Raw genomic sequence first — 21,050 nt, 5'->3', positions numbered from 1 at the left:
AACAGACGCTCGCGACGCAGCAGGAGATCAGAAAGGCGATTCATCAGCCACAGGGTGTCGAGGGCGGTATCGGGGACGGTCCTGTATTCGTGCCGTGTGAAATCATGCCGTCATTCCTCAGGAAAAAAGAACCGAGATATCCGGAAATGGCACGCCATGCGGGCATCGAGGGGAAGGTGTTTGTCAGTGTCCTGATTTCAGAGAAGGGCGAGCCGATCAAGGCGCAGATTATGAAACGAGTTCCCTCTGATCAGACGATCTTTGATAAAGCTGCGATTGAATGTGTTATGAAATCAACGTATTCGCCAGGTATTCAGAATGGTTCTCCGATCAAAGTATGGTTGGCTGTGCCGATACGCTTCACGTTGCGGTAATGGAAAAAAATCAGGCTTTTTTCCTGTAAAGCAATGCGAAAAGTATCCATGCATACGCTCCGACCAGTAGTACTGGACTGACGTAGAGAGAAAAAAAACCGTTTGCGCTATTTTCTTCAAGATACATCGTGGTGTAACTGAAAGCTATAACGGCGATTCCGATACCGATGAAAAAGTAGTTGATCTTTTCCAGCGGCATCGGAATTTTTCCGCTTTTGGTGCTCTTAGGTTTCTTCACTGAAGATTTCATCGAGACAATCGATACACTGTTGTGCTTCTTCGCGGCTTGTGGTCAGGGGAGGAAGAAGTCTGACTACATCGCCGCTCGTTGCGTTGACGAGGACCTTTCTTTTCAATGCCTCCTGAACATAATATGAGGCTTCACGTTTAACGGTTATGCCGATCATCAGGCCATATTGGCGAATTTCACGTATTTGGGAATATTTCTCGCCGAGTGCTTCAAACGCTTGTCTCATAAGCTTTCCGGTTGCGGAAGCTTGTTCCATGAGATGATCATCATAAATAGCGTTGATTAGCGCCAACCCTGCTGCACATGCTACCGGATTACCACCAAAAGTCGTGCCATGATTGCCTGCTGCAAAAACGTTCTTGACTTTGCTGTTGCCGATAACGGCAGACAGCGGCAAGCCACCGCCGAGCGGTTTAGCAAGACAGATCAGATCTGGTTCGATATCGAAGTGCATGTAACTGAAAAACTTACCGGTTCTGCCACAACCAGCCTGGATTTCATCGGCGACAAGCAAAAAATCGTGTTTTTCCCGAAGTGTTTTCAGGGTATCGATAAATTCGGAAGAAATCTTGTGAATTCCCCCTTCGCCTTGAATGAACTCGACAAATACGGCAGCTGTGCTATCGCTCACAGTTGCTTTCAGGTTATCGACGTCATTGAATGAAACATTCGCCATCCCGGGGAGAAGAGGATCGTAACCTTCAAGATATTTCGCCTTGGCCGTCAAAGACATCGCTCCGTAGGTTCTGCCGTGAAAGCAGTTTGAAAGGGAGACGATTTCTTTTTTATCAATGCTGCCCGACAAGTGAGCCCATTTTCTCGAGAGCTTTATCGCGGCCTCAATTGCCTCTGTGCCGCTGTTGGCGAAAAAAACCTTTGACAGTCCCGAGATTTCAAGAAGCTTTCCTGCAAGTTTGAATTGGGGTTCGAGCATGAAAAGATTCGATGCATGAATGATCTTTTGCGCCTGTTCTGTGATTGCATTGACAACTCTCTTGTCACCGTAGCCGAGCGCATTAACCCCGATACCCGAGATCATGTCGAGGTAACGTGATCCATCGGAGCTATAAAGATAAGTGCCCTCGCCATGAGTTATGGCAAGAGGCAGGCGTGAGTAGTTATGAAAAAACAGTTGTTTCTCCGTTTCTTTATTTATTTCGCAAACCATAAAACCACTTGATATTTTGACCTTTTTGACAAACTGTTCATTGTCCAAAAGGTTTCACGTTGTATTGTAAACTCACTTTGAACGGCAGCCTGAAATGCTTTTCCACAGTTTCCATATTCCGTAACTGCCTGTCAAGGCGGCGATCATGTATAGATCCTGGCGTGGTACTCCGTTCGGAACTTCAAGGAAAAAAGCTATATAAGACGCTAATCCAAGAAATATAACCGATGAAAGCAATTGTATCACATCCTTTGGCTTGCAATTGTCGAACATTGCCGTTCTTTCCCATTTCGATAGCATCTATCAGCTCTCTTCTTCGACGTTAACCTTTTTTTGATCCGGATAGAACCGCCATTCCTTGTTGACGATAAGACGTGCACCATGGCCGAATGTAAAGTAGGACCAACCCCACTGCAGCAATACGAAAACCCGATGCTTGAACGTAGTGAGATAGTAGATGTGCACCAACAGCCAAGTAAACCATGCAAAACTTCCGAAAAACTTGAAATTTCCGATTTCCACGATTGCCTTGTTGCGGCCAATCGTGGCCATCTGTCCTTTGTCTTTGTAACGGAACGGTTTTCTTGTTCGACCCTTGACTTCGTTGAGGATATTTTTTCCTATGGTTCGTCCCTGCTGTGATGCCACTGGAGCCATACCGGGAAGCGGGTCGTCCGTATGATGGGCAAAATGTGCCTGATCACCTCCTACGAACACTTCCGGGTAGCCGGATATGCTGAGGTCTTCTTCAACAACAATTCGTCCAGAACGATCGGTTTCCACTCCCATTTTCCCACCGATTTCTATCGCTCTGACACCTGCAGCCCAAAGCACCGTCGCTGCTTCTATACGTTCGTTGCCGATCTGAACGCCGTTTGCATCGACATCGGTCACCATGCTGTTTGTCCATACCTGTACTCCCAGCTGTTCGAGAGCTCTGGTCGCTTTACTGGCGAGCTTCGGAGAAAATGAACCGAGAATCCTCGGTGCTGCTTCGACAATAAATATTCTCGTGAGCTTCGGATCGATATGTTTGTAGTATTTGGAGAGTGTAAAACGGCTCATCTCACCGATCGATCCGGCAAGCTCGACGCCGGTTGGTCCACCGCCAACAACGACGAACGTGAGAAGTTTCTTGCGTTCAACAGGGTCTACAGTTCTTTCCGCCGCTTCGTAGGCCTCCATGATCCTCCGTCGTATTTCGGTTGCCTGGGCAATGATTTTCAGGCCGGGGGCATGTTCTTCCCACTCGTCATGGCCGAAATAATGGTGTTTGACACCGCATGCGAGGATCAGATAGTCATATGATATTTCACCGAAGTCGGTCAGAAGTATTTTTTTTTCCATATCGACATTCTCGACCGAACCTTTGAACACAGTGATGTTTTTATACTTGGAGAGCATGTTCCTCAGCGGTTCCGCAACATCACCAGCCCCAAGAGCCGACATGGCAACCTGGTAGAGGAGCGGTTGGAACAGGTGGTAGTTTTTTCTGTCGATAAGGGTGATCCTGATATCACGTCTGTTCCCAAGTTCTTTTGCTGCGTTGATACCGGCGAAGCCGCCACCAACGATCACGACATGCTTCATCGTTTCGTTCTCTGCTGTTTCGTCTGAATTGATCGGTTTCAAATGTATGTTCTGTCCAAAACCGGTAGAAATCTCTCCAAATTGCTCTTTCCTGCATCATCGCAACTATTAACAATCTATGACAGGAGAAGAGGGTATGGTCAACTTTCGCTACTAATTATAGAGTAATTTTCCTAAATAAAAAATTTTCTATCCGTTACCCTTTCTTTCTTGGTAAAGGCCTGCTCGTATAGTGGCAGGTTGATCGAGGTTTCCTGCGAACGGTTTTATGAGGCCTTTTACGCTGCCGATTTGCATTCGAGGCTTTTCTTTTATGAATATTCTTGACTATTTCACCTGATTTTTATTTATTTAACCTATAAAACAAAGTCAAGATAGTTGGTTATGTTTTCATTGAGTGCAAAAGCACATTATGGATTGGCAGCAATGCTTGATCTGGCGGATAGTTTCGGCAAGGACCGGTTGCAGATACGGCAGATTGTTGAACAGAGAGGCATTCCGAAAAATTATCTGGAACAGATTTTCAACCGGTTGGTGAAAAACGGATTGGTGAAAAGTGTTCGGGGCAATAAAGGCGGATATGAGCTTTTCGATAGTCCACGAAATCTTACCGTTTTTTCGATTCTCGAAGCTCTCGAAGGGCCGCTCGGCATTGTTTCACAATATGATACCAATGCGGTGGAGCAGGTTTTCGGCAATCTCGAGGACCATATCAGGGAGCATTTTTCCATTTCTCTCGAGGAGCTCCTCGAGCAGGAAAAAAGATACGCTGAAAAACGGATCTACTATATCTGAAGGCGCTTCTGTTGGTTGGTAGTATACCCTGCTTTCATGGTTTTGATTTATTGGTGTATAGACTGCCTGTAACTCTAAATGATTAAAAAGGTTGTGCAATACGTAAATGACATAACGGCACTTGTTGGAGAGACGCCTCTTGTGACGTTGGACCGGCTTTTTGGAAACAGGAATATGGTTCTCGCAAAACTTGAGCAGTACAATCCCTGTGGATCGGTAAAAGATCGGGCAGCACTGGCCATGATCGACAACGCTGTTGAGAGCGGTAAACTTGGCCCTGAAGGGACGATAATCGAGGCCACGAGCGGGAATACCGGCATTGCCCTTGCGTTCATTGCCGCTATCAGAAAGCACAGGTTGATTGTGGTTATGCCTGATTCGATGAGTATTGAAAGAAGAAAGCTGTTGGCTTTTTTCGGGGCTGATGTCGAGCTTACTCCGGCGCACCTTGGAATGGAGGGTGCAATCGCAAGGGCGGAAGAATTACATGCTTCCCTGAATGACTCTTTTCTTGTCCGCCAGTTTGACAACCTTTCGAACGTTGAGGTTCATGAGAAAACAACCGCGGTTGAAATACTGCGGGATACCGATGAGAAAGTCGATGTGATCGTTGCCGGAGTAGGGACAGGAGGGACTATAACCGGGATTGCCCGTAAAGTCAAGCAAAAACGGCCGACAACGAAGGTTGTCGCTGTCGAGCCGGCAAACTGTGCGGCCTTGAGTGGTGAACCTCCCGGGCCGCATGTAATACAGGGAATTGGTGCAGGGTTTATTCCCTCCATCATGGAGAAAGAGCTGGTAGATGACGTGGTTACGGTAACGGATGGTGAAGCGATGGAGTGGATGCGACGGATTGCCCATGAAGAAGGAATACTCGCCGGTATTTCATCAGGGGCTGCTGCTTGCGGAACGGCGAAGTACATAAAGAACAAAGGATTGGAAAACGCTGTGATTGTAACATTGTTTCCCGATACAGGAGAAAGGTATTTGAGTGTAGCTATAAATAAATAAAACTATGAAACTGACGATAAACGGTGAAAAGAAAGAACTGACTTCGGAAACCATGACGGTAACCGAGTTGCTCGCTCTTCAGGGCGTAGAAATGCCGGACATGGTTTCCGTTCAGATCAATGGTGATTTCCTTGAACGGGATGCTTTTGATTCCAAAGTTGTCAGAGATGGTGATGAAGTTGATTTTTTATACTTCATGGGAGGAGGCTGTTCTGAATGAAAGGTTTCACCACGAAGGTTTTACACACGAGGTATCCTAAAAAGGATGTACACGGATCGCTACGTCCTCCCCTGTATGATTCCGTTGCATTTGAGTTCGATAATGCCAGCGAGATTCAGCAGGCTTTCGAGGGAAAGCTACCTGCACATACCTACAGCAGGATATCCAATCCGACAGTAGAGGATTTCGAAACAAAAATGCGGGTGTTGACTGATTCACGTGGTGTTATTGCCGTTTCATCCGGTATGGCTGCCATAACGAACGTTATTTTGACTCTTTGTTCTGCCGGGAGCAATATCGTGTCAAGCCGGCACCTGTTCGGAAACACCATATCGTTGTTCGAGAAGACCTTGAAGGATTGGGGGCTTGAAGTACGGTATGCCGATATGAGCGACCCTGGTTCCATCGAAAGTAAGATCGATGAACATACCCGGGCGTTGTATCTCGAGTCGATAACCAATCCTCAGCTTGAAGTTGTCGACTTTTCCGTTGTTTCAGGTTGCGCTGAGAAGTTCGGGGTTCCTCTTGTGCTCGATGGTACGTTGACAACGCCTTTTCTGTTCCGTTCCAGAGATTACGGGGTTGCGGTGGAGGTGGTTTCAACAACCAAGTATATTTCAGGTGGTGCAACGGGGGTTGGAGGTGTCATTATCGATAACGGTTTGTTCGACTGGGGCCAATCACCGAAAGTTTCTCCGCTTAGCGGTCAGTACGGGCAGTTTGCTTTCCTTGCAAAACTTCGCAGAGAGGTTTTCAGAAACTGCGGTTCCTGTATGGCACCGCATCATGCCTGGCTGAACACTCTCGGTCTGGAAACCTTGGCATTGCGCGTCCGGCAAAGTTCAGATAATGCAATGACGATTGCACGGTTTCTTGCAGGACAACCTGAAGTGAAAGCTGTCAATTATCCGGGGTTACCGGAATCGAAGCATCATGCAGCTGCTTCTGTGCAGTTCAGGGGATTGTTTGGCGGGTTGGTTTCCTTTGAGCTCGAAGATAGAGCACAGTGCTTTCGCTTTATCGACAGCCTTGCGATTATTAGAAAGGCAACGAACCTCAACGATAATAAAAGCCTGATCATACACCCTGCCTCGACGATATTCGGTGAGTACACTGTAGAGGAACGTTTGGACATGGGTATTGCCGAGAATATGCTGAGGCTTTCGGCCGGTATAGAGGATTGGGAAGATTTGATAGATGATATAAAACAGGGGTTGAAAAACATATGATAGACTTTACCCAGTTACAACTGGAACGCTACAGCCGTCATATCTTGCTCGACAATGTCGGAGTCGAAGGGCAGCAGAAGCTGTTGAACTCGAAGGTGATGATCATCGGTGCCGGTGGACTCGGGGCTCCGGCGGCCATGTACTGTGCCGCTGCCGGTATCGGAAGGATCGGTATTGTTGATGCTGATGTCGTCGAGGTGTCGAATCTTCAGCGGCAGATCATTCATTTTACGGCAGATGTAGGTTCTTCCAAGGTATCGTCTGCCAAAGAGAAGATGGAAGCCATAAACCCCGATGTCGAGGTAGAATCGATAAAGACATTCGTCAATGCATCGAACATTGAAGAAATCATAGAAGGTTATGATTTCGTCATCGATGGTACCGATAGTTTTGCGACGAAATTTCTCATAAACGATGCATGTGTCATGAAAGGAATTCCTTTTTCTCATGGGGGAATTCTGAGGTTCAACGGTCAAACGATGACGGTGCTGCCGAAACAAAGCGCCTGTTACCGATGCGTTTTTCATAAACCTCCACCGAAAAACATGATTCCAACCTGTTCCGAGGCAGGGGTTCTGGGTGCCGTGGCCGGAATGCTCGGTACAATTCAGGCGGCAGAGGCGTTAAAGTTCATCACAGGGGCGGGAGATATTCTGGCTGATGCCCTGATGACCTTCGACGCGCTGCCAATGAATTTCAGAAAGGTGGCATTGCGGCGAAACCCGAAATGTGCAGTTTGTTCAGAAAATCCTTCCATTACCGAACTGCGGGATGAGGAGCAACAGGTCTGTGACTTACGGTGACCTCGAAGCCGATGGAACAGGAGGAAGAGCATGGAGATTTACAAATGCGTGTATCAGAGGATCATTGAGCATGCCCGTCGGGAAATGCCTCTGGAGGCGTGTGGATATCTGGGAGGCAAAGGTGAGACGGCAGTTGAAGCCTATTATCTGACCAACTTGGATAAGTCGGGCGAGCATTTTTCTTTCGATCCCAAAGAGCAGTTTGATGCTGTTCTGACAATGCGGAAAAAACAACAACAGGCCATTGCCGTTTATCACAGTCATCCTGAAACACCGGCAAGGCCATCGCAAGAGGACATTCGGCTTGCATTCGATCCCGGAATGATTTATGTGATTGTTTCTCTTGCTGCTGTAGACCCTGAGGTCAGGGCATTCAGAATTGTGAAAAAAGAGGTAAGTGAAGAACCTCTTATCGTCATTGACAGGTCGGATAAAGAATCGGAAAACCGGGAGATGTGATGGAACGGCAAAAGCTCTCGATAGTATGCTTCAGCGGTGATTTTGACAAGGCACTGGCGGCATTTACCCTGGCAACAGGTGCTGCGGCCGTGAACTGGGAGGTGAAAATGTTTTTTACTTTCTGGGGGCTTAACATCCTGAAGAAAAAAACAGGTCGGACATGGATAGGAGGCGGGGTGCTGGCAAAGGTTTTTAATTTTCTCATGGGAGGAAAAAAGAATCTTCCGTTAAGCAGGTTGAATTTCGGGGGTGCAAGTCCGGTCCTGATGACCGGTATGATGAAAAAAAGCAATGTAGCGACTCTCGATGAACTGGTAGAGGCGGCGAAAGCACTGGATATTGATTTTGTTGCCTGCGAGATGGCGATGCATATTCTCGGAATCGATAAGAACGATCTCGATGAACATGTGAAGCACGTTGCGGGAGTGGCCACTTTTCTCGATGCATCCAAGGATGGACATATCATTTTCATTTAAACCGGTGCTTCGCGGGATGTTTGGCTCTTGTCGGTCTGTGACGAACAAGAATGGTGTGCAAAGAAAGGTTTATAAAGGAGGCGCTTATTATCATGCAGCATACTCTCGATATTACAAAAGAGCGATGCCCCATGACCATGGTTAAGGTCAAACTGAAACTCTCACAGATTAATGACGGTGATGTCCTCGATGTGCTGCTTTCGGAGGGTGAGCCGCTGGAGAGTGTGCCGAGAACGGCAGAGGAGCAGGGGTATCGTGTCGAAGATATACGCAAAGACGGGGCTTTCTACCATGTGGTGATCCGAAAATAATAAAGATGGGGCTGGAAAGAATGGTTACCGGTTCAGGTAAGGTCTTCAATCAACCCGGCATGCTGCGGAAACTTTCTGGTGAGCGAGTCCCTGTCGGCCAGAGTGAAATCACTGAAATCGAATCCTGGGGAGACAACACAGCTTGTTAGTGTGTATGCTTCCGGGGATTCGGTTTCATGTCTTGCTCCGAACCACGTGTTTGCAGGAACAATGCCTTGAAATGTTCCTTTTCCCGGATCCAGGGTCAATGTTGACATGAAGCCGACATCATGGAACAGATAGACTGTCAGGGGAGCTCCGGTATGATAGAACCATAGTTCATCCGATTTGATCCTGTGCAGCTTTGATCGGTCGTTTTTTGTGAGCAGGTAATAAATTGCTGTAGAATATGCCCGGTTTCCGGAAAAAACCGGGCTTTTGCGAAACTCGTAAGAGGTCTTGCTGCGATACGTTTCACGAAAGAAGCCCCCTTCAGGGTGGTTAAAAAGATCGAGTTTTTCAATCCAATATTCAGCTGATTGCATTGAGCCTTTCCTGTACTTTCCTGTTCTTCATACGGGATGCTTCCGCAAGTTTGGTCCGAAATCCTTCAAGGGAAGACATAATCGAGGGGTCGGTCAGCGCAAGGATCTGTACTGCCATGAGGGCCCCATTTCTTGCGTTATCGATGCCGACTGTCGCAACCGGAATGCCTGCGGGCATCTGCACGATCGAATAAAGAGAATCCTGTCCGTTGAGCTTTTTGCTGAAAATCGGCACACCAATTACCGGGAGTACGGTAAGTGCTGCAGTAACGCCCGGAAGGTGTGCTGCACCACCTGCTCCGGCTATGATGACCTTGAGGCCGTTATCTTTTGCGTTCGTGGCATATCGTTCGAGCTCTTTAGGGGTACGGTGTGCGGAAATAACCGAAACTTCATAAGGAATATTGAATTCATCGAAGACGGAAGCCGCCTCTTTCATGATGTCGAAGTCGGAGTCGGAACCCATAAGGATGCCTACCAGGGGAGATGAGTCGTTAGATGGAGTTGTCATAGCAAGTAATTGATTGTCACCGCACTGTGGCGGTGTCCTTTTATTTATGATTTTGCAGAGTTTTGTGTATTTTCACGGGTACAAGAAAGGAAAAGTAACAATTGTAGAGGAAGATTACAATGGCAACAAATCTTGCAGATAAGTACCGCAATCCCGGTCCGAGGTATACAAGTTATCCTACCATTCCTTCATGGAGTACGGACGGAGTATCACAGGAACAGTGGAAAGAAGCCATGGTAAAAGGCTTCAATGACAGTAATGACACTACCGGTGTCAGTATGTATATCCATATTCCCTACTGTGAAAATTACTGCTATTTCTGCGGTTGCAATGCTTATCGGACGCAGGATCACTCTTTTGAGGAACCTTATCTCAATGCTTTGCTGAAAGAGTGGCAAATGTACCTCGATGTTTTCCCCGGCACACTGAATGTCAAGGAGATGCATATCGGTGGCGGTACTCCGACATTTTTAAGTCCGGATAATCTCGTAAGGCTGGTTGACGGGCTTTATGAACATGTTAACCGGATGGACAATTACATGTTCAGTTTTGAGACAAACCCGCGTTCAACCACAAGGGAGCATCTTGAAGCGCTTTACAGCGTTGGTTTTCGCCGGATGAGTTTCGGTATACAGGACTTTGATCCGATAGTTCAGAAAGAAATCAACCGGCTGCAGCCTTTTGAGCTGGTTCGGGAAAAAGTGGATATCGCGCGCGAGATAGGGTTTACATCGGTCAACTTCGATCTTGTCTACGGCTTGCCGAAGCAAACGTTAGCTACTGTTACCGATACGATTGCCAAGGTAATGGAGCTCAAGCCCGATCGGATCGCATTTTATGCGTATGGTCACAATCCGCACATGTACGAAGGACAGCGAAAGTTCAAGGAAAAGGATTTACCGGTTGGTGCTGTCAAGCAGGAGCTTTATGATAAAGGTCTGGAGATGCTCGAGTCGATAGGTTACCATGAAATAGGTATGGATCATTTTGCTCTTCAAGGGGATGCCCTTTATGAGGCGGCAAGAAACGGTACTCTTCACAGAAATTTCATGGGGTATACGGAAAACACCACCCAGATGATGCTTGCTCTCGGTTCTTCTTCGATAAGTGATACCTGGTATGCTTTTGCCCAGAACGAGCGTTTCCATGAAGATTACATACGTGAAGTCAACGCTGGCCGTTTTCCTTTACATCGCGGTCATTTGCTGACCGATGAGGATCTTGTGCTGCGTCGCCACATTTTGAATCTGATGTGCAAACAGGAAACTTCCTGGAATGATCCAAAATTATATTGTGACGAACTCGACGTTGCGAAGTTCCGTCTCGAAGATATGCAGAATGACGGCATGGTCGAGCTGAATGAAGATGGCGTTCGTGTTACGGAAGTCGGTATTCCGTTCCTCAGAAATATTTGCATGGCATTCGATGCCAGGCTTTGGCGGTCCGACAGCCTTTCAAAGGCATACAACGTATCCAGGGATATACAGGCAGAATATATCGAGAAGGCTCGACAGGCTAAAGAAGCACAGCAGGTGGATTGATCTTCTTGATTGTTTTTTCTGATTCAGGAAAGAGGCTGTCTCAAAATGACCGCCTCTCGTATTTAACGCAGATAATCGTTAGTAGTTCAGCTCTCCCTCATGGTTGTCATTCATGGGCTTGAACTGCGAAATTCAAAACAACTGTTTCACAGGGTTTGTCCGGGGATCCATCTTTTGTGAATGCCTCTATGGATGCCACTGGTCATTCTGTGAAAATCGAACTTCTTTTTCAGAGAGCGGCATGGCTTTTCTATGGTGACCATGTTGGTTTCAACCATTGTCGACTGTCTTTTGAAACAGGCTCTTGTATTCGGGAAAAGCAGGGCAAGCTGTCGTTCATTTTTTTCTTTGTTCATCGAGGTTAAAACATGTTTTTCTTCATTGAAATCATAGCTAAAAACTGTTACTTTTATCATAGAATCAATATTTCCAACAGTGCCTGCAAAACGAGGCGCACAAATGTTAAGGAAATATGTTAGGTGATGTCTTGCTGATCAACGATCAGCACAAATCCGCTGCGAAAAGTATCATGGAGCGGGTATTGGTAGATAGACGTGAGTTGGAAAAAAGTAGTCCGGGTTACAAGTTTGTGGTTGCCATTTCAGGTGAATCGGGAGCGGGAAAATCTGAACTTGCTCATTCACTTGCTCTTCTCCTGAAAGGTTGTAATATTCGAGTTAAAATTCTTCATACAGATAACTATTATCGCGTTCCTCCTCTCGAACGAAGGGAGCACCGGATAAGCAACGAATACAAATCCGTCGGTTTTGGTGAATATGACTGGAATCTTTTGCATGACAACATCGACGATTTCAGGAAAGACAAGCAGGTGTTCATACCCTGCATCGATATTATTACTGAAGAAGTTGACCAGCTTTTCACCGACTTCAGTAAGATACAGTTGTTGATCATAGACGGATTATACGCGATCAGAACGGATGATATCGATCTCAGGGTTTTTATCGATCTGACCTATCACAAGACCAAAATCAACCAGATGTTACGTTGTAAGGAGCCTGCAGATGGTTATCGCTGGGAGGTCCTTGAGCGTGAGCATCATCATGTGCGTTCGTTGAAACCTCTCGCTGATCTCCATGTAGACTGCAACTTCGATGTTTTCGAGTCATGTGTGGATATTGAGGATGAATAACGATGTCTTAAAGTGAGGAAAGAATGAATACAAATGAAACGATCGGTTCAATCCTCAAACGCAGAAGTGTCCGGGTATACAAGCCGGACCAGGTGGATCTGGATGCGCTTGAGTTGATTCTCGAGGCGGGCCGATACGCACCAAGTGCGATGAATCAGCAGCCATGGCATTTTACCGTTATCCGCAACCGTGCTCTCCTGGATAAGCTCGATGCATCCTGTAAAACGGTTTTTCTGGAGTCAGATGTTGATGCGTTGCGTGAGGTTGCCCGACGTGACGATTTCAGCGTATTTTACCATGCTCCGATTCTTATCGTTGTAACAGGTGATCCCAACGCGCTAGCTCCCCAGTATGATTGTGCACTTGCAATGCAGAATATGATGCTTGCTGCGGCTTCCATGGATATCGGTTCGTGCTGGATGCACTCGGTTATGATGCTTCATGCTACAGAGAAAGGACGGGTTGTATTCAGGGAGCTTGGGATTGTTTTTCCGGAAGGATACAACCCATATTCGGCAGCGGTGTTTGGCTACAGTGCGGCGCCTTTGCCTGAACCAGAGCCAAGAAAATCTGACAGTGTGACGATTATCGATTAGGAAATGGCTGATTCCCATTCCTTGTAAAGTCGATCGATTTCCGTACAAAGTTCATGGTATCGATCGATATTTTTTTGTATTTCTTTTTCCGGTTGAGAGTAAAAATCCGTTGAGCTCATTCGGGCTTCGTATTCCAGTTTTTCTTCTTCGAGTCTGTGGATCTTTTTTTCCAGTTTTTCGGCTTTTGCATTATTCTGCTTGTTCGGGACTTGTTTCTGTCGAGAGATAGAGGCAGGTTTTTTTATACCGGAATTATTCTTCTGCGAGGTACGTTCCTTTTTGCGCTCTTCTTCCCAGCTTTTTTCCGCTTTTTCAAGGTATTCTCCGTAACTCCCGAGATATACCTGAAGAGAACCGTTTTTTATTTCTATAACCTTGTTGACAAGACTGTCGAGGAAATAGCGGTCATGGCTGACCAGCATCAGGGTGCCATCGTAGTTTTCAAGAGCATCGATCAGCATTTCTTTGGAGCGCATGTCGAGATGATTCGTGGGTTCATCCATGATCAAAAGGTTCGATGCCTGCAGCAGAATTTTTGCAAGTGACAGTCTTGATTTTTCTCCCCCTGAGAGAACGGCTGTTTTTTTCTCGACACTATCGCTGCTGAAAAGAAAACAGCCCAGAATATCTCTGACTTTCCGCTGAGATTGTGCATCGGGAGCGGCATCCATCATTTCCTCAAGAACCGATTTGTCCGGATTGAGATTTTCGGTCTGATGCTGGGCAAAGTAGTTAAGGGAAACATTGTGCCCATGAGTCATTGTTCCTTCGTAGTCGAGGTCACCCGAAACGATCCTGCAAAAAGTTGTCTTGCCTGCTCCGTTCGATCCGACGACGGCTATCCGGTCCCCGCGCAGGATTTCAAGATCGATTTCTTTCAACACTTTCTTGATGGAGCCGTCCGGTTGCTGCCATGATTTCGTGACATGTTCGAGCTTCAGCACTTCTTTGCCTGAATGTTTGGCCTTCGGGAAACTGAAAGCGATTCCAGACAAGTCTTCCTCCGGGGCCTGTAGTTCTTCTTCAAGTTTCTGCATCTGGCGCAGCCTGCTTTGTGCCTGCTTGGCTTTTGTCGCCTTGTAGCGGAAGCGGTCGACAAACGCTTTCAGGTGAGCCATTTTTTTTAGATCGTTTTCGTATTTAGCCATCATGAGTTCGAAACGCTGAGCTTTTTCTTTTTCGTAATAGCTGTAGTTTCCTTTGTATTCATGGATGGTCTTGAGATAGATCTCAAGTGTTCTCGTTGTGATTTTATCGAGAAAAAAACGATCGTGAGAAACTATGATGCAGCTGTGCTGATAACCAAGCATGTAATTTTCGAGCCATCTCAAGGAATCGATATCGAGGTGGTTGGTGGGTTCGTCCAACAAAAGAAGCGTTGGTTTCTGTAACAGAAGCTTGGCAATAAGGAGGCGCATCTGCCAGCCACCGGAAAACTCCCTTACTTTTTTGTGGAAATCCGTCTGGTTGAAACCAAGCCCATTGAGTACTTTTTCTGCTTCGGCTTCCATGGTATATCCACCGAGACGCTCGAATTCATGGGACGCGTCGCTGAACTTTTCAATAAGTCGATGATAGCGTTGACTTTCGTGATCCTGATCGGGTTCCGCAAGCTCTTTTTGCAGCTTTTCAATGGAATTTGAAAGTTCGTTCAGTTTTTTATTGGCTTGAAGTACGTAGTGCAATGCGGTTTTTTCCAGGTCGTCTTCAAAAGAGATTTCCTGGGGAAGATAGCCGATGGTCGTGTCGGATGATCGGGTGATCTGGCCGTTTGAAATGATTGAGTGGCCTGAACCGGTTTCGTTTATAAGACGAAGTAACGTCGATTTTCCTGTTCCGTTGAGGCCAACCAAGCCGACACGGTCCTTGCTTCCGATACGGAAAGACGTATTGAGCAGCAGGTCTTTCGTGCCGGCACTCAGATTTATATTTCGCGCTTCAAGCATAGACTCAGAATCCGGTAGTGTCTGGAAAATTTCGAGTGAGAGCAAAGATACAATAATTCATGAAAGCAGCATTAACGGATTGGATACTATATTGCATGGAAACAAAACCTATAGAGCATGAGTACGTTATCTGTTGTTATTACCGGTGGAACGAGGGGGATCGGCTTCGGGCTTGCAAAAAGATTTTTGGAAAAGGGCTGCAAGGTGACAATTTGCGGAACCTCAACGCAAAGCGTCCGGAAAGCGGTTCATGAACTTGCAGCTTTTGGCGAGAGTGCTGTCGGAACCGTTGCCGATGTTGGGAAAAGGAGTGATGTGGAGTCACTGCTCGATGTTGCGGTAAAAAAATTCGGCCCGGTCGATATCTGGGTGAACAATGCAGGAATTACCCATGACACGCTGAAGGTCTGGGAACTGGAACAGGCGACAATCGAAGATGTTCTCCGGGTTAACATGCTCGGCGTTGTAAACGGCACCGTTGTGCCTTTTCTTGAGATGCAGAAGCAAGGGCGGGGCAAAATCTTCAACATGGAGGGGCTTGGCAGCGATGGTTTCATGATGGAGGGTTTGTCGGTTTACGGAACGTCGAAAAGCGCCTTGCGCTACTTTACCCGTGCGTTTGCCAATGAAGCCGGTTCGTCACCTGTGCAGGTCGGGACGCTGAGTCCCGGTATGGTTGTTACCGATCTGCTTCTCGAGACGCTTCACGGTGACTCTCCTGAAACCAGGAAAAAAAGAAAGTTTTACAATATCATGGCAGACGATGTCGATACCGTTACGGCTTTTCTTTGTGAAAAAATGGTGCTCAGCACCGCTTCTTCGCCGAGAATCGAGTGGCTGACAAAGCCGAAGGTTATCGCCAGAATGTTGCTTGCGCCGTTCAGGAGAAGGGAGCTTTTCAACGGGAAATCTGAAGATTAAAGCGGCAGATCATATTCTTGAAGAATTGACCGGACGTGACGGGGAACAAGCACGGTAAGCTGTTCAGGGCATCTGTATTTGACATAATAGTAATGCCTGATCAGGTGGAAATCAACCGAATAGTGAGCAAAGCCGATTCCTTTCGGGCCTGACATGCTGAGCATCCATGAAAGGAGGTGTCCGACCCACACCGGTATTTTTCTGTCCGGAGAGTATGAGGCCTTTTGCTCTTTCATGCTCGAAATGATCCGTTCGGTGTTTTGCAGGATGAACTTTTTGCATTCCCATTTGCCCTCTTCAGGGTAGCGTGTGAGTTCATCATTTACAAGGTCGAGCAGTTTCCGGCCTTTCTCTGTTCTCACCATTACCCATTGCCGGTTCTGATCGGGGAGCAGCTTTGCTGCAAGGTAGCCGACAGTGATGTCCGAAAGGCTGTTGAGATAATCGAAGCATCCCATACAGGATTCAGGAAAGATGCCTGGATTCGAAAGTTCTTCGGGGAGAGAGAAAAACGGGACTTTTTCTACGGTTCCGTCAGTATGCTTGATGTGGATGCGAAAATCCTGCATGAACTCCATGTGGCAGGCTGTGCCGGGTGATTTCGACATTCTTTCGAGAATCCAGTTGAACTGGTTTCTCTGGACATTGTCGACGCACGGAATACCGATGGTATAGATCTCCATGTTTTGCAGGTAGGGAAACCGTTCCTGAAAATCCCTGAGAACGTGAATATGGCAGGCTGCCCCGATGACGAGAATTTTTTTGAGCTTTTTTCTGACAGCCGTTTGCAGGGATCTGAGAACTGGAGAGAGGACCGGTTTATTACCCCTTGATGCGTCGATTTCTTCGGTTGTCATAGCCAGAACCGGTTGTGAAAAGAAACGGTTTTCCTCACTTCGGTGCAAAGTCACAACTCCTTCAACCATACCGCTTTCAAAAGCCCTGTGGGCTATTGTGGTGATAATGCCACTCCACTGAGCATCGGGAAGAGGGTTTTTAAGCTGTGCGGTAAATCTTTCCTGCGCTATGCCGAAACGCATTTCTTCCGGATTGTCCGGTTTTCTTTCTCTCCCGAACAGTTTTTTTTCTCTCTTTCCCAGCCATCCGTTTTTAAAAACGCAGCTCTGTATGCTTTCCTGCATTGGCCACTCCTTGATCGAACAAAGTCCACAGGAACTGCAGATGCCCTTTTCCGGGTTAGCGTTGTCGGTTTCCGTCATTGTTGTACAAAGATGAGCAGATTATCAACGTATCGAAGTATAAGGAAACAAAATTAGCTGACTGGTCAAACAGTTAAAGGATTTAACACGGAGAGAAAACATTTTTATTTTTTTTTCAAAAAGGACGCAAGTTTCATGGGAAATGGTCGTCCAATGTTATGAAAGTGCTTGAGTAGGAACAGGTGCTTTTACTATCCGGTTAGGTTAGTGTTGCTGCTTGATGTTCTGCAACAGATCGGTGTTTTGATGATAAGGTTACGTACATGTTGATATACTTCGATACCGTGATCCATGTTTTCTGGTGTTTTCTGATCTGTTGTTAGAGCCCGGTGAAAGAGGCGTGAAAGCGCCTCTAAAGCTGGTTGCCTCCCGATTTTTTTTCTTCAAAAAGTTTCTATTAAGTCTATTAAGATTTGCCTTTTTGTTTTTTTTTGAAAAAACAAAAGAAGCTTCCTCAAAAGCATGTCGCCGGTTGTTGAAGTCATGCCGACTTGTAAAAAAAAGTTTCAGTTTCAATAGTGATCCGGTGTTCATGGGGCTTTCACCAAAGATGGATCCCCGGGAAACAGTTTTTTCAGGATTTCGCGGACCAGGCCCGGGGATGATGCCGATGAGGGGGTAGCTGATAACTATAAATGATTGTCTGCTTACAAAACGAGAGGCTGCTCTTTTGAGGCAGCCTCTTCATTGTGTGGATGATGTGCCGAACGTGGAAAATTATCCTGCAAGTGCTTCATTCACTTTCTGGGCGGCGTCCCGCAGCCCGCTTGCTGCGATAAGGTTGAGGCCGGATTCATCAAGCATTTTCTGAGCGACTTCCGCATTGGTGCCTTCGAGCCGTACAATGACCGGGAGGTTCAGACCAACCTTCTTCGCGGCTTCTATGACGCCTCCAGCAACACGGTCGCAACGTACGATTCCACCGAATATATTGACAAGAATTGCTTTAACGTTTTTATCACTCATGATGATTTTAAAGCCTTCTTTTACTGTTTCGGGGCTGGCACCGCCACCGACGTCGAGGAAGTTGGCAGGTTTACCACCGGCAAGCTGGATCATGTCCATTGTAGCCATAGCAAGGCCTGCTCCGTTGACCATGCAGCCGACATTGCCATCGAGCCTTACGTAATTGAGGTTTGACTTGGAGGCTTCGACCTCGAAGGGATCCTCTTCGGTTGTATCCCGGAGTTCAAGGAAATCCTTGTGACGGAAAAGGGCATTTGAATCGAAATTGATTTTCGCATCGAGAGCGAGAACACGGCCTTCCTTAGTTACGACGAGCGGATTGATCTCTGCCAGAGAGGCGTCAATTGATGTATAGGCTGTATACAGTGCAGTGATGAACCGTACGGCATTTTTGAAATTTTCACCTTCAAGGCCAAGGAAAAACGCAGCTTGACGGGCCTGGAACCCTTGAATGCCATGAAGGGGATGAATCTGGATTTTCAACAGTTTTTCAGGGGTTTCTTCCGCAACCTTTTCTATTTCCATTCCGCCTTCGGTGGAAACCATTAAAACATTGTTCGAGGTTGCACGGTCGAGAGTAATACCGACATAAAATTCCTTTTCGATATTCATTCCCTCTTCTATCAGCAAGCGCTTGACTTCTTTACCTTCCGGGCCGGTCTGATGGGTTACCAGGGTGGCACCAAGCATCTGGCGTGAAATATCATGAACTTCTTCCGGAGACTTTGCAAGCTTGACGCCACCTGCTTTGCCTCGCCCCCCGGCATGGATCTGGGCTTTGACAACGACGACATTGCTTTCCTGCTCTTCAAACAGCTGTTCTGCTGCCTGTCTTGCCTCATCGGCGGAAAAAGCAACGATATTTTTTGGTACGGAGACTCCGAATTTGCGCAGGATGTCCTTACCTTGATATTCGTGAATATTCATGTTCTTGGATATTTGTTAAAGTAGCACAATAGGAGGGGTGCTCCTGGAAATTGGCAAACAAAAGGTTTATAATAGCAAAAATTAGCGGTTAGATAAAATTCAATCAGGATAATGGATCTTTCATATTTTATGGAGCAAGCCTTCCGAGAGGCGATCAAGGCATATGAGAAAAAAGAAGTTCCAGTCGGTGCTGCAGTGTTTGATGCAAGCGGCCATATTGTGGGAAGGGGGCATAACCAGGTCGAGGAACTTACCGATGCAACTGCCCATGCCGAGATGATTGCTTTGACGTCGGCGATGGCCACCCTTGGAAGCAAATATCTTAACGATTGTACGCTTGCCGTGACGCTCGAGCCCTGTCCGATGTGTGCAGGCGCGATTGTCAATACAAAGCTCGGGAGATTGGTTTTCGGGGCGTATGATCCGAAAATGGGGGCATGCGGGACAGTCATGAACGTTGTCTCTTCACACGGTCTCAATCATCAACCTGAGGTTTACGGAGGGATCCTCGAGCATAAGGCGCAAAGTCTTCTGCAGGAGTTTTTCCGCGGACTACGAGATCAAGAGTAAAAAGTCAAAGAGCAAAAGTCAAAAAGGAGCATTTTTTTCATTCCTTTACCTTTCTGGGGAAAAAACTATTCTGTGCTACTGCCGACTATTATTTTCCCTTTTCCGTTCTTCCCCCATTACGCAATAGTCATTCGGTATTGGTTATTTTCCTGGTTCCTTACTCCTGCAGCAACGCTACTACTCCATACTCCTACCTTGTCTTAACCCTATTCCCGAATACCCAGTACCAAGTTACTCTTGCTGAACTCAACACTAAGAAACTAAGGACTGAAAACTTAAATACACTCATCGTTCAGCACTCGCTGCTCATTGCTTTTCATTTCAATTCAACAGCTCAACGACTCAACAAATCAACAGCTATGGAGATCTGGATTCCGGTTTCAGGATTCTGAATTCCGATTTTACGGCTTTTCTTTCTCCGACTCGACGTTTTCCCGAATGATGTTTTTAAGCGATTGTGCTACATGAGAAACGATATCCTGCGCCAGATTTCCTCCGGGAGTTGGTGGTCGAACGGTGTCGAGGCTTTCCATGCCGGCATTTTTAACTGCGTCGCTTATGGTTTTTGACAGTATTGGATTGCATTCTTTAACAATCTCTTTGAGCATAAACGTTGCCTCGAAATTGCTTTGACGGACGATTTCCGCCGTATCTTCTTCCGAGAGAGCCTGACAGTAATGAAGGCTGATGATGCCGGTAAGGCAGGTGAGGTAGGTGTTAGTGGATCCGGCGAGGAAAAAATTGAGAAACAGCGGAGTCAGCAGATTTCCTCCTGGCAGGAGCGTTGCAAGAGTGTTGCTGAAGGAGGATTGAATAATAGGTTTGATGTGTGAGGGAAGTTCTTCCTTATTGAAATCTGAGAGAGGAAGCGATCCATAGGTGAAGCGATAAAGGGCAAGCAGGTCTCTACCGCATGGTTTTTTATGATGAAGCTTGTAGATGCGCCATACGAGCTTGAGGTTGTTCGTCAACGATGTCGAGGTGCCATAAGATGTATTTTGAGCTAAAGCTCCAACAAAAAAGTTTTTAATTGCCAGTTCTTTTGTGATGTTCAGGGCATCGGTTTCAAGGAGCTTGTGATTGGATTTGATCCATCGTTCGTCTCTTTCCTTTTTGAATGGGTCGGGGTGTTTGGGGTGTGCAAGTTGAGACTTTCCGAGGTAACGTATATAGGCCGCGTAGGATGGTACTGCTTCATTTTCAGGGAAAACCGGTTTAGGAAAAGGGTTCCAGAGTGCAATGAGAGAAAAAACAAAAGCACAAAAGATGATCGCTCCTGTTCCGAAAACAGCATAGCCTGCAACAGGATGAAAGTTGCCGACAAGCGCAGCAAAGAAATAAAGCTGATTGAAAAGGAAAATCAGCAAAAGCGACAGAACGAAGATGAGCGCTGTCGTCAACAGAAACCTCAGCTTTCTTTTCATGGCGACCTGATTGAAATGCTGTGTGCTTGATATATTCCAATGTAACAGTTCTTTTGTAAATAACCCGC

At 46.6% G+C, this 21,050-nt stretch carries 24 protein-coding genes; 14 read left to right on the top strand and 10 right to left on the bottom strand.

The genetic code is table 11. The features are described from left to right. The coding region (locus tag CR164_RS07685) for an energy transducer TonB (RefSeq protein ID WP_146204147.1) at positions 1-374 on the top strand (374 nt) is incomplete at its 5' end. Between the two features lie 10 nt (positions 375-384). On the opposite strand, the gene CR164_RS07680 is transcribed toward CR164_RS07685, so the two are convergent. The 3 genes from CR164_RS07680 to CR164_RS07665 all read right to left on the bottom strand — a co-directional run bounded on the left by CR164_RS07680 (position 385) and on the right by CR164_RS07665 (position 3,382). Continuing rightward, positions 385-612 carry a hypothetical protein gene (locus CR164_RS07680; RefSeq protein WP_239994495.1) on the bottom strand — a complete coding sequence of 76 codons (228 nt, stop codon included), beginning with the start codon at positions 610-612 and terminating at the stop codon, positions 385-387. Next, positions 599-1,792 carry an aspartate aminotransferase family protein gene (locus CR164_RS07675; RefSeq protein ID WP_110023363.1) on the bottom strand — a complete coding sequence of 398 codons (1,194 nt, stop codon included), beginning with the start codon at positions 1,790-1,792 and terminating at the stop codon, positions 599-601. Before CR164_RS07675 ends, CR164_RS07680 begins: the two co-directional genes overlap by 14 nt. 303 nt (positions 1,793-2,095) lie before the next feature. After that, on the bottom strand, positions 2,096-3,382 hold the full coding sequence (locus tag CR164_RS07665; RefSeq protein ID WP_110023332.1) for an NAD(P)/FAD-dependent oxidoreductase: 1,287 nt from the start codon (positions 3,380-3,382) through the stop codon (positions 2,096-2,098). 384 nt (positions 3,383-3,766) lie between these two features. Here CR164_RS07665 and CR164_RS07660 point away from each other — a divergent pair, with 384 nt between their 5' ends. From CR164_RS07660 to CR164_RS07625, 8 genes are all read left to right on the top strand, one after another. Then, a complete protein-coding gene (locus CR164_RS07660) occupies positions 3,767-4,177 on the top strand; it encodes an RrF2 family transcriptional regulator (protein ID WP_110023331.1) in 411 nt (136 codons plus the stop codon). 93 nt (positions 4,178-4,270) lie between these two features. Then, positions 4,271-5,188 carry a cysteine synthase A gene (gene cysK, locus CR164_RS07655; protein ID WP_239994494.1) on the top strand — a complete coding sequence of 306 codons (918 nt, stop codon included), beginning with the start codon at positions 4,271-4,273 and terminating at the stop codon, positions 5,186-5,188. Positions 5,189-5,192: 4 nt separating this feature from the next. Beyond that, entirely contained in the window at positions 5,193-5,408 is a 216-nt protein-coding gene (gene thiS / locus CR164_RS07650; RefSeq protein ID WP_110023329.1) for a sulfur carrier protein ThiS, read from the top strand. Continuing rightward, positions 5,405-6,637, top strand: a complete 1,233-nt coding sequence (locus CR164_RS07645; protein ID WP_110023328.1) for a PLP-dependent transferase — start codon at positions 5,405-5,407, stop codon at positions 6,635-6,637. The genes thiS and CR164_RS07645 overlap by 4 nt, the downstream gene beginning before the upstream one ends. After that, positions 6,634-7,440 carry a HesA/MoeB/ThiF family protein gene (locus CR164_RS07640; RefSeq protein WP_193525195.1) on the top strand — a complete coding sequence of 269 codons (807 nt, stop codon included), beginning with the start codon at positions 6,634-6,636 and terminating at the stop codon, positions 7,438-7,440. Before CR164_RS07645 ends, CR164_RS07640 begins: the two co-directional genes overlap by 4 nt. Positions 7,441-7,470: 30 nt before the next feature. Beyond that, entirely contained in the window at positions 7,471-7,899 is a 429-nt protein-coding gene (locus CR164_RS07635) for a M67 family metallopeptidase (RefSeq protein WP_110023327.1), read from the top strand. Then, on the top strand, positions 7,899-8,375 hold the full coding sequence (locus CR164_RS07630; RefSeq protein WP_110023326.1) for a DsrE/DsrF/DrsH-like family protein: 477 nt from the start codon (positions 7,899-7,901) through the stop codon (positions 8,373-8,375). The genes CR164_RS07635 and CR164_RS07630 overlap by 1 nt, the downstream gene beginning before the upstream one ends. Before the next feature lie 50 nt (positions 8,376-8,425). Then, on the top strand, positions 8,426-8,686 hold the full coding sequence (locus CR164_RS07625; RefSeq protein WP_239994493.1) for a sulfurtransferase TusA family protein: 261 nt from the start codon (positions 8,426-8,428) through the stop codon (positions 8,684-8,686). A gap of 32 nt (positions 8,687-8,718) precedes the next feature. Here the strand turns inward: CR164_RS07625 and CR164_RS07620 are convergent, their stop codons facing one another. Beyond that, positions 8,719-9,210: a cupin domain-containing protein gene (locus CR164_RS07620; protein WP_110023325.1), complete on the bottom strand. Its 492-nt coding sequence runs from the start codon at positions 9,208-9,210 to the stop codon at positions 8,719-8,721. After that, positions 9,197-9,721: a 5-(carboxyamino)imidazole ribonucleotide mutase gene (gene purE / locus CR164_RS07615; RefSeq protein WP_110023324.1), complete on the bottom strand. Its 525-nt coding sequence runs from the start codon at positions 9,719-9,721 to the stop codon at positions 9,197-9,199. The genes CR164_RS07620 and purE overlap by 14 nt, the downstream gene beginning before the upstream one ends. Positions 9,722-9,840: 119 nt before the next feature. Here purE and hemN point away from each other — a divergent pair, with 119 nt between their 5' ends. Further along, the gene (gene hemN, locus CR164_RS07610) at positions 9,841-11,262 is read left to right on the top strand and encodes an oxygen-independent coproporphyrinogen III oxidase (protein WP_110023323.1); all 1,422 of its coding nucleotides are present in this window, start codon (positions 9,841-9,843) and stop codon (positions 11,260-11,262) included. Between the two features lie 146 nt (positions 11,263-11,408). Here the strand turns inward: hemN and CR164_RS07605 are convergent, their stop codons facing one another. Beyond that, complete coding sequence (locus tag CR164_RS07605; protein WP_110023322.1) at positions 11,409-11,678, bottom strand: hypothetical protein; 270 nt, start codon at positions 11,676-11,678, stop codon at positions 11,409-11,411. A 56-nt stretch (positions 11,679-11,734) separates the two neighbouring features. Between CR164_RS07605 and CR164_RS07600 the strand changes: the two genes are divergently transcribed. Together CR164_RS07600 and CR164_RS07595 are read left to right on the top strand one after the other, a co-directional pair. Continuing rightward, complete coding sequence (locus CR164_RS07600; protein ID WP_110023321.1) at positions 11,735-12,412, top strand: uridine kinase; 678 nt, start codon at positions 11,735-11,737, stop codon at positions 12,410-12,412. 23 nt (positions 12,413-12,435) lie between these two features. Beyond that, positions 12,436-13,008, top strand: coding sequence for a nitroreductase family protein (locus tag CR164_RS07595; protein ID WP_110023320.1), 573 nt, complete (start codon positions 12,436-12,438; stop codon positions 13,006-13,008). On the opposite strand, the gene abc-f is transcribed toward CR164_RS07595, so the two are convergent. Continuing rightward, positions 13,005-14,954 (bottom strand): ribosomal protection-like ABC-F family protein, encoded by a 1,950-nt coding sequence (gene abc-f, locus CR164_RS07590; RefSeq protein WP_110023319.1) that lies wholly within the window; start codon positions 14,952-14,954, stop codon positions 13,005-13,007. The genes CR164_RS07595 and abc-f overlap by 4 nt on opposite strands. Positions 14,955-15,071: 117 nt before the next feature. On the opposite strand from abc-f, the gene CR164_RS07585 reads away from it, so the two are divergent. Further along, on the top strand, positions 15,072-15,875 hold the full coding sequence (locus tag CR164_RS07585) for an SDR family NAD(P)-dependent oxidoreductase (RefSeq protein WP_110023318.1): 804 nt from the start codon (positions 15,072-15,074) through the stop codon (positions 15,873-15,875). Here the strand turns inward: CR164_RS07585 and CR164_RS07580 are convergent. Continuing rightward, positions 15,872-17,095, bottom strand: coding sequence for a Coenzyme F420 hydrogenase/dehydrogenase, beta subunit C-terminal domain (locus CR164_RS07580; protein ID WP_239994492.1), 1,224 nt, complete (start codon positions 17,093-17,095; stop codon positions 15,872-15,874). The two genes, CR164_RS07585 and CR164_RS07580, sit on opposite strands and share 4 nt — an antisense overlap. 717 nt (positions 17,096-17,812) lie before the next feature. After that, a complete protein-coding gene (gene sucC / locus CR164_RS07570) occupies positions 17,813-18,988 on the bottom strand; it encodes an ADP-forming succinate--CoA ligase subunit beta (RefSeq protein WP_110023316.1) in 1,176 nt (391 codons plus the stop codon). 111 nt (positions 18,989-19,099) lie between these two features. Between sucC and CR164_RS07565 the strand changes: the two genes are divergently transcribed. Next, positions 19,100-19,558, top strand: a complete 459-nt coding sequence (locus CR164_RS07565; RefSeq protein WP_193525194.1) for a nucleoside deaminase — start codon at positions 19,100-19,102, stop codon at positions 19,556-19,558. A 401-nt stretch (positions 19,559-19,959) separates the two neighbouring features. Here the strand turns inward: CR164_RS07565 and CR164_RS07560 are convergent, their stop codons facing one another. Further along, entirely contained in the window at positions 19,960-20,982 is a 1,023-nt protein-coding gene (locus tag CR164_RS07560) for a hypothetical protein (protein WP_110023314.1), read from the bottom strand. Positions 20,983-21,050: the final 68 nt, after the last annotated feature.

Origin of the sequence: Prosthecochloris marina, assembly GCF_003182595.1 — a bacterium.
Lineage (GTDB): Bacteria > Bacteroidota > Chlorobiia > Chlorobiales > Chlorobiaceae > Prosthecochloris > Prosthecochloris marina.
This window is presented reverse-complemented; position numbering and strand designations above follow the sequence as displayed.